This is a genomic window from Marinomonas ostreistagni (genome assembly GCF_016461785.1).
Taxonomy (GTDB): domain Bacteria; phylum Pseudomonadota; class Gammaproteobacteria; order Pseudomonadales; family Marinomonadaceae; genus Marinomonas; species Marinomonas ostreistagni_A.
In genome coordinates, this window is sequence record NZ_JAEMUH010000001.1 from 187,067 (window position 1) to 200,509 (window position 13,443).

13 protein-coding genes and 1 pseudogene are annotated in these 13,443 nt (G+C 45.6%); 11 read left to right on the plus strand and 3 right to left on the minus strand.

Translation table 11 applies throughout. The features are described 5' to 3' along the window. The first annotated feature begins 17 nt into the window (after positions 1-17). The 3 genes from rplI (at position 18) to JHD44_RS00885 (ending at position 3,645) form a co-directional block, all read left to right on the plus strand. Positions 18-464 carry a 50S ribosomal protein L9 gene (gene rplI, locus JHD44_RS00875; protein WP_199460161.1) on the plus strand — a complete coding sequence of 149 codons (447 nt, stop codon included), beginning with the start codon at positions 18-20 and terminating at the stop codon, positions 462-464. Between the two features lie 153 nt (positions 465-617). Next, positions 618-1,994 carry a replicative DNA helicase gene (dnaB, locus tag JHD44_RS00880; RefSeq protein WP_133562554.1) on the plus strand — a complete coding sequence of 459 codons (1,377 nt, stop codon included), beginning with the start codon at positions 618-620 and terminating at the stop codon, positions 1,992-1,994. Positions 1,995-2,082: 88 nt separating this feature from the next. Further along, positions 2,083-3,645, plus strand: a complete 1,563-nt coding sequence (locus tag JHD44_RS00885) for a methyl-accepting chemotaxis protein (RefSeq protein ID WP_199460163.1) — start codon at positions 2,083-2,085, stop codon at positions 3,643-3,645. A 68-nt stretch (positions 3,646-3,713) separates the two neighbouring features. Here JHD44_RS00885 and bioA read toward each other — a convergent pair whose 3' ends face one another. The 3 genes and pseudogenes from bioA to JHD44_RS19185 all read right to left on the minus strand — a co-directional run. Beyond that, positions 3,714-5,006 (minus strand): adenosylmethionine--8-amino-7-oxononanoate transaminase, encoded by a 1,293-nt coding sequence (gene bioA / locus JHD44_RS00890; protein WP_199460165.1) that lies wholly within the window; start codon positions 5,004-5,006, stop codon positions 3,714-3,716. A gap of 85 nt (positions 5,007-5,091) precedes the next feature. After that, positions 5,092-5,601: a ComF family protein gene (locus tag JHD44_RS00895; RefSeq protein WP_199460167.1), complete on the minus strand. Its 510-nt coding sequence runs from the start codon at positions 5,599-5,601 to the stop codon at positions 5,092-5,094. Positions 5,602-5,622: 21 nt separating this feature from the next. Then, a pseudogene (locus tag JHD44_RS19185) lies at positions 5,623-5,811 on the minus strand (double zinc ribbon domain-containing protein); the annotation flags it as partial. Positions 5,812-5,917: 106 nt separating this feature from the next. Between JHD44_RS19185 and bioB the strand changes: the two are divergent. The 8 genes from bioB (at position 5,918) to JHD44_RS00935 (ending at position 13,423) form a co-directional block, all read left to right on the plus strand. Then, a complete protein-coding gene (bioB, locus tag JHD44_RS00900; protein ID WP_133562883.1) occupies positions 5,918-6,904 on the plus strand; it encodes a biotin synthase BioB in 987 nt (328 codons plus the stop codon). Continuing rightward, on the plus strand, positions 6,891-8,075 hold the full coding sequence (bioF, locus tag JHD44_RS00905) for an 8-amino-7-oxononanoate synthase (protein ID WP_199460171.1): 1,185 nt from the start codon (positions 6,891-6,893) through the stop codon (positions 8,073-8,075). Before bioB ends, bioF begins: the two co-directional genes overlap by 14 nt. Positions 8,076-8,081: 6 nt before the next feature. Beyond that, on the plus strand, positions 8,082-8,888 hold the full coding sequence (locus JHD44_RS00910) for an alpha/beta fold hydrolase (protein ID WP_199460173.1): 807 nt from the start codon (positions 8,082-8,084) through the stop codon (positions 8,886-8,888). Next, positions 8,869-9,669, plus strand: a complete 801-nt coding sequence (bioC, locus tag JHD44_RS00915; protein WP_199460175.1) for a malonyl-ACP O-methyltransferase BioC — start codon at positions 8,869-8,871, stop codon at positions 9,667-9,669. The genes JHD44_RS00910 and bioC overlap by 20 nt, the downstream gene beginning before the upstream one ends. Further along, complete coding sequence (gene bioD, locus JHD44_RS00920) at positions 9,662-10,348, plus strand: dethiobiotin synthase (protein ID WP_199460177.1); 687 nt, start codon at positions 9,662-9,664, stop codon at positions 10,346-10,348. The genes bioC and bioD overlap by 8 nt, the downstream gene beginning before the upstream one ends. 104 nt (positions 10,349-10,452) lie before the next feature. After that, entirely contained in the window at positions 10,453-10,923 is a 471-nt protein-coding gene (locus tag JHD44_RS00925; protein WP_199460179.1) for a helix-turn-helix domain-containing protein, read from the plus strand. Next, positions 10,924-12,075, plus strand: coding sequence for a sensor histidine kinase (locus tag JHD44_RS00930; protein ID WP_199460181.1), 1,152 nt, complete (start codon positions 10,924-10,926; stop codon positions 12,073-12,075). 1 nt (position 12,076) lies between these two features. After that, positions 12,077-13,423 carry a sigma-54-dependent transcriptional regulator gene (locus JHD44_RS00935; RefSeq protein ID WP_199460183.1) on the plus strand — a complete coding sequence of 449 codons (1,347 nt, stop codon included), beginning with the start codon at positions 12,077-12,079 and terminating at the stop codon, positions 13,421-13,423. The last annotated feature ends 20 nt before the right edge of the window (positions 13,424-13,443 follow it).

Genomic DNA, 13,443 nt, shown 5'->3' on the forward strand with positions numbered 1-13,443 from the left:
TTTTAGAGGTGATCGAGATGAATGTGATTCTACTCGACAAAGTAGGCAAACTAGGCGGTATCGGTGACGTTGTTACTGTTAAACCAGGTTTTGCGCGTAACTTTTTGATTCCAAACAAAAAAGCTGTAATGGCTAACAAAGCGAACTTGGCTTCTTTCGAAGAGCGTCGTGCTGAGCTAGAAGCTCAAGCAGCAGAACGCGTTGCAGCAGCACAAGCTCGTGCAGCAACTCTAGAAGGCAAAACGTTCACTATCACTGCTAACGCTGGTGATGAAGGTAAGCTATTCGGCTCTATCGGTACTCGTGACATCGCTGATGCGATCGTTGCAGGTGGCGTTGAAGTTGCTAAATCTGAAGTACGTCTTCCAGAAGGTGCTCTACGTAACGTAGGTTCTTACGAAGTTGACGTTCAACTACACTCTGAAGTAACTGTTGCAGTTACTCTAGACGTTGTAGCTCAGTAATTTCTAACGAAATTATTGCATCAAGAGAGGCATTCCGCTTTGGCGGAGTGCCTTTTTTTGTGTCTAGATTTTTAGTGAATCAGTCTGGTGTTTTTAATGCAGAGTGATAAGCTTTAAAGCCTTTTTCAATCCCTGTCTACGTGAGAGTGTTACGTGCAAGTAGAAGATTCAGAAGTATCCTCCATTAAATTGCCCCCATATTCCATCGAAGCCGAGCGCTCTGTCATCGGTGGTTTGATGCTAGATCCTGAGGCTTGGGAAAAGATTTCTGAGTTGGTGGTCGCTGATGATTTTTATCGCCCTGAACACAGAGCGATTTTTGCTGTAATCGCTCGACTGGCTGATGACACGGAGCCCGCAGACGTTGTCACCATCAGTGAGCGTTTAGATAAGCGCGGTGAGTTAGAAGAGATTGGCGGTATTGCCTATCTTATTGAGGTGGTGGAAGCCACACCGAGCGCCTCAAACATTGCTTCGTACGCTGAGATTGTGCGTGAACGTGCCATATTGCGACGCCTGATTAGTACAGCCAATGATATTAATCATCGTGCTTATCACCCCGAAGGTATGTCGGCCTCAGATATTTTAGAAGAAGCTGAGCGCCGTATCTTTCAATTAAACGGTGATGGTGAAAAGAAAGGTGGTCCACGAGCGGTTGCAGACATTCTTAGCAAGACCGTGGATAAGATTGATGAGCTGTATCATCAGGAAGGATCCATCACAGGCTTAAGTACAGGTTTTACCGATCTAGACGGTATGACATCAGGTCTTCAGCCGTCAGATTTAATCATTGTCGCTGGTCGTCCATCCATGGGTAAAACAACGTTTGCGATGAATTTGGTGGAGAATGCCACCATGATCAGTGAATTACCCGTGATTGTTTTCAGTTTGGAGATGCCTGCTGAGCAGCTAATGATGCGTATGTTGTCGTCCTTAGGTCGAATAGACCAGACACGTATGCGTTCAGGTCAGCTTATTCAAGAAGATTGGGATAAGCTGATGTCTGCGGTCAAAATGCTGAAAGATCGTAAGTTATTTATCGATGACACAGCAGGGATCAGCCCCACAGAAATGCGTTCTCGTACCCGTAAAATTGCGCGAGAGCACGGTGGTGTGGCGCTTATCATGGTCGACTATTTGCAGTTGATGCAAATCCCTGGATACAGTGAAGGTCGTACTAACGAGATCTCAGAAATTTCACGATCGCTAAAAGCCATAGCAAAAGAAATGAACTGTCCAGTTATTGCTTTGTCTCAGTTAAACCGAAGCTTGGAGCAGCGCCCTAATAAGCGTCCGGTAAACTCAGATTTGCGTGAATCAGGGGCGATTGAGCAGGATGCTGACGTGATTTCTTTTGTATATCGTGACGAGGTATACCATGAAGATACCCCGCATAAGGGGATTGCTGAAATTATCATAGGTAAACAGCGTAATGGTCCTATTGGCACTTGTCGTTTAGCTTTCATCGGTAAGTTTACGCGTTTTGAGGATTTGGCACCGGATGCATATCGAGACTTTGATGACGAGTAAAAAGTTTTTTAAGCCTTTTTAGTTGCGAAAAATGTACGTAAATCTTAAGGTTAGAATAAACAATTAATTAGATTTATCGAGAGATGCTATGCGTAAGATGTCCGTTACAAACAGGGAGAACGATTTCCCTGCGCACTATACCCTCGTGTCCAGTACGGATGTGAAGGGGCGTATTACATTCGTCAATGATGACTTTTGTAAGGTAGCTGGTTACGAGCGAGAAGAGCTTATAGGTCAACCTCATAATCTAATTCGTCATCCAGATGTTCCCCCAGCAGTGTTTGCAGACATGTGGGAAAACCTAAAGGCTGGTCGCAGTTGGATGGGAATTGTTAAAAATCGTTGTAAAAGTGGTGATCATTATTGGGTTAGTGCCCATGTTAGCCCTCTGATCGATAATGGCAAAGTCATTGGTTATGAGTCTGTGCGTCAGAAGGTGACCAATGAGCAAAAAGCCCATGCACAAATGGTGTATGAGCGTGTTAACAGTGGTAAGCATCCAGTGCCAAATATGCCGCGACTAAAAGGCTGGATGTGGCAGCAGACATGGTTAAATGCCATCTTTTTTGTTGTGTTTGGGATCATGGGACTATTTTCTCCTTGGTTATGGTGGCAAATTTTATCCCCAATTTTAGCGGTTCTAGGTGCAACGTTTAACCTGACGCAACGTCACGCTTTACGTTCCACAATTGCTAAGCTTCCCCAAGAGGCGCACAACGCTATAGGCCAGTATTTATATTTTAAAGCGGTCGGTCCCAATGTCGCTTTGAGTTTTTCTCAACTGCATAAAACTGCGGCGGCCTTTACATTTAGATATCGCTTGATGGTCGGCTCAAAGCAGTTGCAGCAGCGAGCTGAATTAGCCAAAGAAAGTGTGACGTCTAATTTGGCGAACTTTAATAAGCAAAGAGACAGTTTTAGAACGGTGGTGTCAGCCAGTACACAGCTTCAAGCCAGTGTGAATCAAATTGCTGACAATGTTCGTATCGCAGCAGAAGATACTGCGTCGGTTGAAGAGAAGGCCAAAGCGAGCCGTGATATGGCGAAGCATACTGGCGATACCATGCAGAAAGTTTACTCGGAAGTGAATGCCGCTAAAGATGTAGTAGTTGATTTGGCAAAACAAAGTGATCAAATCAATCACCTTGTTAACTCTATCAGTGATATCGCTGAGCAGACCAATTTGCTTGCTTTGAACGCGGCCATCGAATCAGCCCGAGCGGGTGAGGCGGGGCGTGGCTTCGCGGTCGTAGCAGATGAAGTTCGTGCCTTAGCTATCAGGACTCAAGATGCGACGCAAAGTATTCATGATACGACAGAAGAGCTGAAGCGAAATACTCAGGCGGTGCTAGAGGCGATTGATAAAGGTGCTTCGGTGGCAAATGAGGGGGTTCAAGGCGTTACGGAAGTTGCAGACAGCATGAATGCAATTGAAGAAGCCATTCGACACATTGTAGATATGACCGCGCAAATTAATCTTGCGACGGCTGAGCAAGCTGACGTTGCAAACTCTTTGAATCAGCAAATGATGGATGTGGATCAGCTAAGTATTGAGAGTATTGAGCGGGCTGAGCATATTGTAACGAACATTGCCCATATCGAAGAAGAAGCCTATGAGCAAGGTAATCTTGCAGAGCGGATGAAGCAGTAGAATTGGAAGTAAGTTAAAAAAGACCGAGCTTTGCTCGGTCTTTTTTGTTGGATTATCAGCTGGAAAGCTTACTGGAAATGTTGATTGATAACGGTATAAATTGCCTGGCCAAGTTTCTGAATTTCATCTTCTTGGATGATGTACGGAGGCATGAGGTAAATTAATTTGCCAAATGGGCGAATCCAAACCCCTTGCTCAACAAACAGTGGCTGAATCTGATGAAGGTCTACCGCTTGTCTGAGCTCGACCACGCCAATGGCGCCTAAGCAGCGAACATTTTGAACGATATCAAGAGACTCGCAGGGGGCTAGGGCTGTCTCAAGCCATTGCTCTATGTTGGCTACTGTTTCTTCTATGTTGCTCTGCTGGATCAGTTCTAAACTGGCATTGGCTGCACTGCATGCCAGCGCATTGCCCATGAACGTTGGGCCATGCATAAAGACGCCACCCTCTTGGCTAATACCCAGTGCAACCTTGTCGCTGGTCAGTGTGGCGGCAAGTGTTATATATCCACCTGTTAAAGCCTTACCAACGCACATAATGTCAGGCTCTATTGTGCAATGTTCAGTGGCAAAAAGCTTACCTGTTCGGCCAAACCCCGTGGCAATTTCATCAAAAATAAGCAGTACCTTAAATTCATCACAAAGGGCTTTGAAAGCATCGAGGTAGGCTGGGTTATAAAAGCGCATGCCGCCAGCATTCTGCACAACTGGCTCGATGATAAAGCCTGCAAGTTGTTCGTGGTGTTGCTCAAACGTGGCGCGAACCTCTGCTAGGTAATTAGCGTCAATTGATTGCGTGAGTCCTATTGGAGGTGGTGGTACAAAAAACTGCGAAGTCAGGGCTTTCTGGAATAAGCCATGCATACCATTGACTGGGTCACATACTGACATGGCTGCGAAAGTGTCGCCGTGATAGCCAGAACGCGGGGTAATAAAGTGCTGCTTTTCGGGGTGCCCTTGAGTATTCCAATATTGGATAGCCATCTTAAGTGCGACTTCAACAGAGACTGAGCCTGAGTCGGAAAAGAACACTTTAGTCAGTGTTGAAGGGCTCATATCGACCAGTTTTTGCCCCAAGCTAATCGCGGGTTGATGAGTTAAACCGCCAAACATAACATGGGAAAATTGATCAATCTGGGTGTGCAAGGCTTGGTTGATGTTTGGGTGATTATAGCCGTGAATCACGCTCCACCAAGAGGACATGCCATCAATTAAGCTGCGTCCATCAGCAAGTTGTATGCGACAGCCAGATGCTTTCTCCACCAAAAAATGGGGAGTAGGGTGGCTCATAGATGTATATGGGTGCCATAAAAGTTGCTTATCAAGCTCGGTGAGAACGTCGCGTTCTTCTTGGTTCATGTCGCTATGCCTAACTGCCCTAGTGGATAAAGACTCGAGATACTAACGAAAAAGCAGATCGGATGTCACCTTTCAGGATTTCTATTTATGCTGGTGTTCTAGCTAAAGTGATGGCTGTGATTCGTTCCGCTCCCGATTTAATTAGTCGCTCTGCACAAGCGTTAAGAGTACTTCCCGTCGTTACAACATCATCAATTAAGAGGATATGCCTTGGTACTGTGTTGTCTGTAGCAAAGAAGCGAGAGTTCAGTTTATGGCGATCCTGTTTGGAGCGAGTGTGTTGTGCGCTCACCTGTATTGTTCGGTGAAGAGGTACAAATTTTATTGGAGTAAATTGATGTGGTTCTAAATGGTATTTAAGTTGTTTGAACATCAGGTTTGTTTGACAGAAGCCTCGTGTTTTAAGGGAGGCTTTGCTGGTAGGGACAATGCACCAGTCACTGGGCAGTTCAATGTTATGTTTCATGATGTGCAGGGCAAGCAGTTCTATTAGTGGATATAGAAAGTGTGGGCGCTGCTCGAACTTAGCTTTACGAATAAGACTACGGCATAAACCTTCATAAAGGATGGGGGCGATGATTCGATCGATATGCATTTGCGAAGTTTGACATTCGCCACACAGCGTGAGGGATGTTTGGGTAGGTCTTGCGCAGCGTTGGCAGTGTGTTGTGTTGAATGTTAAGAAGGTCTGACAACTCTTACAAATTGTCCCTTCATTTGAAATATTACAAACATAGCATTGGTTTCTAAATAATCTATTGTAAACCACTCTATTTAATTTGGTTGACAGTTTTTTTAGTGTCATTAGTATTGCGTTCCTTGCAACAATGAAATTATGGAGCCTCAGGGTGAATATTGCGACTCAACCTCGATACGATTGGACTAGCCAGGAAGTCCAAGCACTGTTCGATATGCCTTTTATGGATTTGCTCTTCCATGCGCAAACCATTCACCGTGCTAATTTCGCACCGAATCAAGTTCAAGTCAGTACGCTGCTGTCGATTAAAACAGGTGCCTGCCCTGAAGACTGTAAGTATTGTCCACAAAGTGGCCACTACAATACAGAGCTGGAAAAAGAAAAGTTGATGGAAGTCCAAAAAGTGTTGCAGGAAGCGCAACTTGCGAAGGAAAAAGGCGCGACTCGCTTTTGCATGGGCGCGGCTTGGAAACATCCTTCGCAGAAAGATTTCCCCTATGTGTTAGAGATGATTAAAGGTGTTAAGCAGCTAGGCCTTGAGTCGTGTGTAACGCTTGGAACGTTGAATGATGATCAAGCGAAGCAGCTTGCCGAGGTGGGTTTAGACTACTATAACCACAACCTTGATACCTCGCCAGAATTCTACGACAGCATTATCACCACCCGTTCTTACCAAGAGCGTTTAGATACCTTATCTCGTGTGCGTGATAACGGTGTGAAGCTTTGTTGTGGCGGTATCATGGGATTGGGTGAAGAGCAGAAAGACCGTGTCGGTCTATTGCGTCAGCTGTCTCAAATGACGCCACACCCAGAAAGTGTGCCAATTAATATGCTGGTAAAAGTAGAAGGCACGCCTCTTGAAAATGTCGATGACTTAGACGAATTCGAATTTATCCGTACCATCGCAGTAGCGCGTATCCTTATGCCAACCTCTCATGTGCGTTTGTCTGCAGGTCGCCAAGGTATGAGTGAGCAAACTCAAGCATTGTGCTTTATGGCAGGTGCTAACTCCATTTTCTATGGTGAAAAACTACTGACAACCGGTAACCCTGAAGCTGATAAAGACCGCATGCTATTTAATAAGCTCGGTATCATGCCTGAGCAGCGTCATGATGTGTCAGATGAAGCGGTCGAAGAAGCGATTGCCGCGCAAGCGCAGGCCCAAGAAGAAGCTAAGTTCTTCTACGATGCCACCGTTTAAAACGCCTGAGTGGATGCTCACTGCGCTAGCTGAGCGTCGTGAGCAGCATTTATTCCGCTCGACAAATGTGATTGCCAGCCCACAGACAACCCGTTTAACGCAAAGTGGCCAAGAATATTTGGCATTTTGCTCCAATGATTATTTAGGGTTAGCAAACCATCCAGTGCTTAAGCAGGCCATGTCTGATGCTGCGTTAGAGTATGGTGTCGGCAGTGGTGCTTCGCATTTGGTTTGTGGTCATTTAGATATTCACGATGCCCTTGAACATGAACTGTGCGAGTGGCTAGGTTATGAGCGTGTATTACTGTTTAGTACGGGGTACATGGCCAACTTGGCTGTGATCTCGGCGTTGGCCAGCAAGCAACGACCAGTCCTGATGGATAAGCTCAATCATGCCTCCCTGATTGATGGTGCTCGCCTTAGTGAGGGCGTTTTTAAGCGCTATTTGCATAACGATACTGATAGTGCGAAAAAGCATATGCAACGTCTTGAGGTGCCAGGAGTGTTAGCCACCGATGGTATCTTTAGCATGGATGGCGATAAAGCCCCTCTTGAAGAGCTCGCAGGTTTGGCTCAGCAGCAAGATTGGTTGCTGGTGGTGGACGATGCACATGGTCTAGGTTGCTTAGGGCAGCAAGGTAAAGGGTGTCTAGAATTAGATGGCTTAAGTGCAGAACAGGTGCCTTTTCTAATGGGAACCTTTGGTAAGGCATTTGGTGTGGCGGGAGCTTTTGTTGCTTGTTCCAATGATATGGCCGATTACTTAACCCAGTTTGCTCGCCCTTATATTTATACTACTGCGATGCCACCAGCGGTTGCGGCAACGGTGTTGGCAAGTCTTCATTTGATTCGCTCAGATGAAGGGCTGCAAAGACGTCAAACGCTAGCTAATCATATACAGTATTTGCGTCAGCGAGCAGGGACTTGGCCTTATGACATAATGGATTCTAACAGTGCCATTCAGCCTTTGTTGATTGGTTCAAGTGAAACGGCCCTAGCAATCAGTGAGAAGTTGATGCAACGGGGCATTCTTTGTAAGGCGATTCGTCCACCAACCGTACCCCCTAATACGGCTCGCTTGCGACTGACCTTGAGTGCCGACCATAGTCATAAGGATGTTGAGTATTTGTGTGATACTCTAGACAGCATCTTTAACGATGACTCTAAGTGATGAATTATGCGTACTCCTATTGAAACAGAAGCCTTCGGTGATCCAACCTCTCCTGCGATTTTTATGGTCCCTGGTTGGGCCATGCCGAAAGAAGTTTTTCATGATGTGGCACGTTTACTTAGTGAAAACTTTTACGTGGTACTGGCTAACTTGCCGGGTGTATCGGTTGATCCGAATTGGCACAAACGTAACCGTTTTGGTCCCAATTACGATATTGATGCGTTGGCGGAGCAGTTGATTAGGGCTGCGCCTAAGCCTTGCTGGTGGCTTGGCTGGTCACTTGGTGGGATGGTGGCAAATTACATAGCAGCCCGTCGCTCAAGTTGCGCCAATGGTGTGATCAGTGTGGCGAGTGCACCAAAATTTGTTGCCTCAGAAGGGTGGCCAATGGGTATGTCCAAAGACGCGTATGCGCAGTTTTTTGACTTAGTGAAGGCATCTCCAGAGAAAGGCTTCCGTCGTTTTTTATCGCTACAAGCTCAGGGGACCAAAGCTCCCAAAGGCTTAGCGAAGCATTTACTTGAGCTGCAGCCGAAAGAGCTCATTGACCCTGAGGCATTGGTGCGAGGTTTAGCATTACTAGAAACCTTGGATGTGCGTCGTGAAATTGCATTGCTAGACCGACCAAACTTACATGTGTTTGGTGCTCAAGACGCGCTTGTCGAAACGCCAAATGTAGTACAAGCGCTACCGAGTAACCCATTGCAAACAGTTTTGTCTCTGCCGGAACTGGCTCATCAACCTTTCCTAGAAGACCCGTCACAGTTTGTGGCATTGATTACCCAATATATTCATGACAATACGTTCCGCTGAAACGGTCAGCAGCTATAAACAAAAGTTGGCTGCGCGATTCTCTCGTGCTGCAGCAAGTTACGATCAATACGCAGTCTTTCAAGAGTTGGTGCTGATCGAGTTAATGGCTCGGTTTGCACCGAAAACCAACGACTCTTGGTTGGACATAGGTACGGGAACTGGTCGAGCTTTAAAGGCGATGCAGTCAGTACAGCCTCAACTCTCATATTTCGCTCTGGATCTGTCGTTTGATATGTTGCGACAAGCACAGCAACGTGCGGCGGACGTCAGTTTAGTGTGCGCGGATGCTGAGTCGCTGCCTTTTAAAAACAATGCGTTTGATGGCATTTTTTCCAGTCTGGCCATTCAATGGTGTCTACACCCAGACCATCTATTTAAGGAGTGGTATAGAGTACTAAATGACCAAGGTCAGGTGCTAATAGCTACCCTAGTGGAAGGTTCGATGCCTGAACTTGGTGAAGCTTGGCAGCAGGTCGACGGTCGTTTGCATCATAACCAATACCCAGAATTAGAGGTCATCCTTAATCATTGTCGTGATGCAGGGTTTCAAGTGGCTGACGCGGAGCAGAAAACGATTACTGTGTATTTTGATAGTGTGAAAGGCGCGGTGTACTCCTTGAAAAAAGTCGGTGCCACCTTAGTAACAGAAAACACAGATATGGTATCGCCCTCAAGATGGAAGGCATTTGAGTCTGCCTATTCAAAGCAAATGACAGATCGTGGCATTCCTCTTTCTTATGAAGTGGCATTTATTCAATTAACGAAGGTCGATCATGGCTAAACAGCAGTTTTTTATTACAGGCACGGATACCGATGCTGGTAAAACCTATGTCAGTGTTGGGATGCTCAAAGCAGCAGCTCGACAAGGTTTACGCACAATGGGAATTAAACCAATCTCGGCAGGTGCTGAGATGATAGATGGGAAACTTTGTAATGATGATGCTCTGCAAATTCAAGCTGCAGGCTCGGTGTTGCTTCGATATGAGCAAGTGAACCCTATCGTTTTTGAGCCTGCTATAGCGCCTCATATTGCTGCAGCGAAAGAAAATAAGCTGGTCACAGTTTCTCGATTAGAAGGGTTTGTTCGTGGCACTTTGCTTACGCCTCATGATTTTTCGATCGTAGAGGGCGCTGGCGGTTGGCGTGTCCCCCTAAATGACCGTGAATTGTTGTCTGATTTAGCGAAGCGCCTAGGATTGCCGGTTATCGTTGTTGTAGATATGCGTCTTGGTTGTTTGAATCATGCGTTTTTAACAATGGAGGCGATCCGACGTGATGGCTTGCCTATTGCCGGGTGGATTGCAAATGGTGGGCAAAACGAAATGCCCTATTATGAAGAGAATTTAGCAACCCTTAACAATATGCTTTCAGCGCCGTTGTTGGGTAGCTTATCTTGGCATAGTGACAGTCTGACAGCAGAGCAAGAATTTGATCTACTATTTTCTAACCTAAACAGTTAACTTATTGCCTTGTAAAGAAATTATTGTCATTTTTAGGGCTTAATAGCCTGTGTCTTTTGTGACTCTGTGCTAAAGTTTAAAATCAATTAGATTGGTGTTTGATAATGATGAAAGCCTGTTTGATTGGTATCAGCCAAGAAGAGCTGCAAGCCATTGCTCCTATTTTACATTTCCTAAGCATTGATATCGTGCAGGACCTAGAGCAGGGAGAGCTTGTGGACTTTTTTGTGGTGGGCAGTTTGCTGGAAATAACTAAGCTTACATTGCCACTGCCAGCCATCTGGTTGCGTCAATCTGATGCATTGTTAGAGAATGGTGTTATTAGTTGTCCTGTGCCTTGGCGACAAGAGCAGGTCTCGCCTTTCTTGAGTCGTTTAGCCGACTCTTCCAATATGCCTCGTGCCCAAGCGGTTAATCTAAATGTTTACGTTAGGCATTTAGAGTCTCTGTTAATTCGACACGCGTTAACTTCTACTAATGGTGTGGTGTCCAAGGCGGCGAGTTTGTTGCAGATTCAGCGTACAACATTGATAGAAAAGATGCGGCGATATCGCATCGATAAGTCGGAGTTTTGATTGGATAAGGATCAGGAGATTGCCCGCTTAAAAGAGGCGTTTGTATTATTCGAAGAAACCTCTCGCTCGCTACAGGCATCTTACGATGATCTGCAGGCGCAGGTGCGCCATTTAACAGCCAAACTTGAGCGTGCTGAACAAGCTAAACGCGAAGAAGAGTCCAAAAATAAGGTGTTACTGAAACAGTTTCAGCAGCTGTTTCAGTCCATGCCTGTAGGCGTCATGCTTCTTAACCCTGAGGGGCGAGTTGTGATGACCAATCCGATCGTCGATCGCTTGTTTGGTGAGTCCATTTTAGGCGGTCAGTGGGCAGATATTGTTCCAAAAAGTTTTCGACCACAAAAAGATGACGGCCATGAGATTACCATGGTGACGGGAAGGCGTGTACGAGTAGAAACCTCTTCACTAGGCGATGTACCGGGCCAGCTTATTATTTTGGTGGATTTGACCGAGACGCATTCTCTTCAGCGTCAATTGGCGCATCATGAGCGATTATCGACCATGGGGAAGATGGTTGCGGCATTGGCACACCAGATACGTACACCCCTTTCATCTGCCATGTTGTATGCAGGGCACTTGCAAAAAGAAACCCTGTCTGAAGAAATGCGACAACGGTTTTCGGAAAAACTCTCTGATCGTCTCAATAATATAGAGCGACAAATTAGGGATATGCTGATTTTTTCGAAGTCAGATATTAAGTTAGATGAAAAGCTTGCACTACAGGCATTAAAAAATTGTCTGATAGAGCGTGCTGAAGAGTTAGTTGAGCAAAATCATATTGCGTTAAAAGTTCATGCAGAAGCGGATTTAGAAGGTGTCATTCAATGTAACCAAGATGTGTTGGTCGGTGCTATTTTAAATTTGCTTAATAACGCGATTGAGGCATCACCTCGCCAAAGTGAGGTTGGGTTGTCATTTAAGGTGACACCGCAAGGTTTGAAAATAGAAGTACAGGACTTTGGTCGTGGAATGGACGAAGAGCAGTTAATGAAGGTGCAGGAAGGCTTTGTAACGACTAAGCAGCATGGTACAGGGCTTGGTTTAATGGTCGTTAAAGCTATTACTAGGGCACATCATGGTGCATTTGATATTGAAAGTCAGCCAGGCGTTGGCACCAAGGCGACGATCATATTGCCAATTTTAGGGAGTTAGTATGTCTGAAGTGAGTTTATTAGTAGTCGAAGACGATCGAGGGCTGGCGGAGGCACTTGAAGACACGTTGATGTTGGCAGGTTACCAGTGCTCTATGGTGGAAAGCTCTGAAGATGCCATTTTGGCCTTAAAGCGCGACACCTTCGATATGGTGGTTTCGGATGTTAACTTGCCAGGCATGGATGGGTATGGTTTGTTACAGCATGTCGTTGAGCACTTTCCTGAGCTGCCGATGATGTTGATGACCGCTTATGGTGATATTGCCCACGCTGTAGATGCAATGCGAAATGGCGCGGTGGATTATCTATTAAAGCCATTTAAAGAAACAGAGTTATTAGATGTTATCCGCAATCACACTTCGAAAATAGCACAAGAGAAGAGCAATTCTCCGATTGCAAAAGACCCGTCTAGTGTCGCTTTGCTAGAGCTTGCTAAACGAGTCGCTGTGACTGACTCTACCGTTTTAATATGTGGTGAAAGTGGTACAGGTAAAGAGGTGTTGGCGCAGTACATCCACGCTACTTCCGAGCGATCTAATCATCCGTTTATAGCCATCAACTGTGCCGCAATACCTGAAAATATGCTGGAAGCAATGCTATTTGGTTATGAAAAAGGGGCTTACACTGGAGCAGTGTCATCTCAAGCAGGTAAATTCGAGCAAGCAAATGGCGGTACACTGTTATTAGATGAAGTCACGGAGATGGATGTTGGTCTTCAGGCTAAACTGTTACGCGTACTTCAAGAACAAGAGGTGGAGCGTCTTGGTGGAAAGAAAGCAATTAAGCTTGATGTTAGGATCATAGCTACCACTAACCGAGATTTGTCTGAGTATGTGCGAGAAGGGGGCTTTAGAGAGGACTTATATTATCGTTTAAATGTATTTCCTTTGAGATGGTTACCGATTCGTGAACGTAAAGGCGATATACAACCGCTAGCTGAAGCATTATTGTTGAAACATGCTCAGAAGATGCGTGTTGATAATGCGCACCTTTCACCCTCCGCTTTGAGTAAGCTGGAGGCTCATGCTTGGCCTGGTAATGTACGCGAACTGGAAAATGTTATTCAAAGAGCGTTGATCCTGTGTGGGCAGGGTCGAGTGAGCGAAGAGCACATTGTATTTGATATGGTTTCAGCACCGAAGGTTGAATCACAACAAGCGGATGATGCCACCGAAGCAGCTTCTATATTGGGTCGAGGTGTGCAGCAACATGAGTTTAGAATTATTGCTCAGGCATTGATTGACGCGAAAGGTAAGCGAAAAGAAGTTGCAGAAAAATTAGGCATTAGCCCACGCACTTTACGATATAAAATCGCTAAGATGCGAGAGTGTGGCATAGAAGTTGATTGATTTTTAAGTCTAGTTTTTAA

Excerpts from the sequence above, each read along its gene's own strand:
- rplI (WP_199460161.1), top strand. The coding sequence starts at position 18 with ATGAATGTGATTCTACTCGACAAAGTAGGCAAACTAGGCGGTATCGGT.
- JHD44_RS00885 (WP_199460163.1), top strand. The coding sequence starts at position 2,083 with ATGCGTAAGATGTCCGTTACAAACAGGGAGAACGATTTCCCTGCGCAC.
- bioA (WP_199460165.1), bottom strand. The coding sequence starts at position 5,006 with ATGAACCAAGAAGAACGCGACGTTCTCACCGAGCTTGATAAGCAACTT.
- JHD44_RS00895 (WP_199460167.1), bottom strand. The coding sequence starts at position 5,601 with ATGCATATCGATCGAATCATCGCCCCCATCCTTTATGAAGGTTTATGC.
- bioB (WP_133562883.1), top strand. The coding sequence starts at position 5,918 with ATGCCTTTTATGGATTTGCTCTTCCATGCGCAAACCATTCACCGTGCT.
- bioF (WP_199460171.1), top strand. The coding sequence starts at position 6,891 with ATGCCACCGTTTAAAACGCCTGAGTGGATGCTCACTGCGCTAGCTGAG.
- JHD44_RS00910 (WP_199460173.1), top strand. The coding sequence starts at position 8,082 with ATGCGTACTCCTATTGAAACAGAAGCCTTCGGTGATCCAACCTCTCCT.
- bioC (WP_199460175.1), top strand. The coding sequence starts at position 8,869 with ATGACAATACGTTCCGCTGAAACGGTCAGCAGCTATAAACAAAAGTTG.
- bioD (WP_199460177.1), top strand. The coding sequence starts at position 9,662 with ATGGCTAAACAGCAGTTTTTTATTACAGGCACGGATACCGATGCTGGT.
- JHD44_RS00925 (WP_199460179.1), top strand. The coding sequence starts at position 10,453 with ATGATGAAAGCCTGTTTGATTGGTATCAGCCAAGAAGAGCTGCAAGCC.
- JHD44_RS00935 (WP_199460183.1), top strand. The coding sequence starts at position 12,077 with ATGTCTGAAGTGAGTTTATTAGTAGTCGAAGACGATCGAGGGCTGGCG.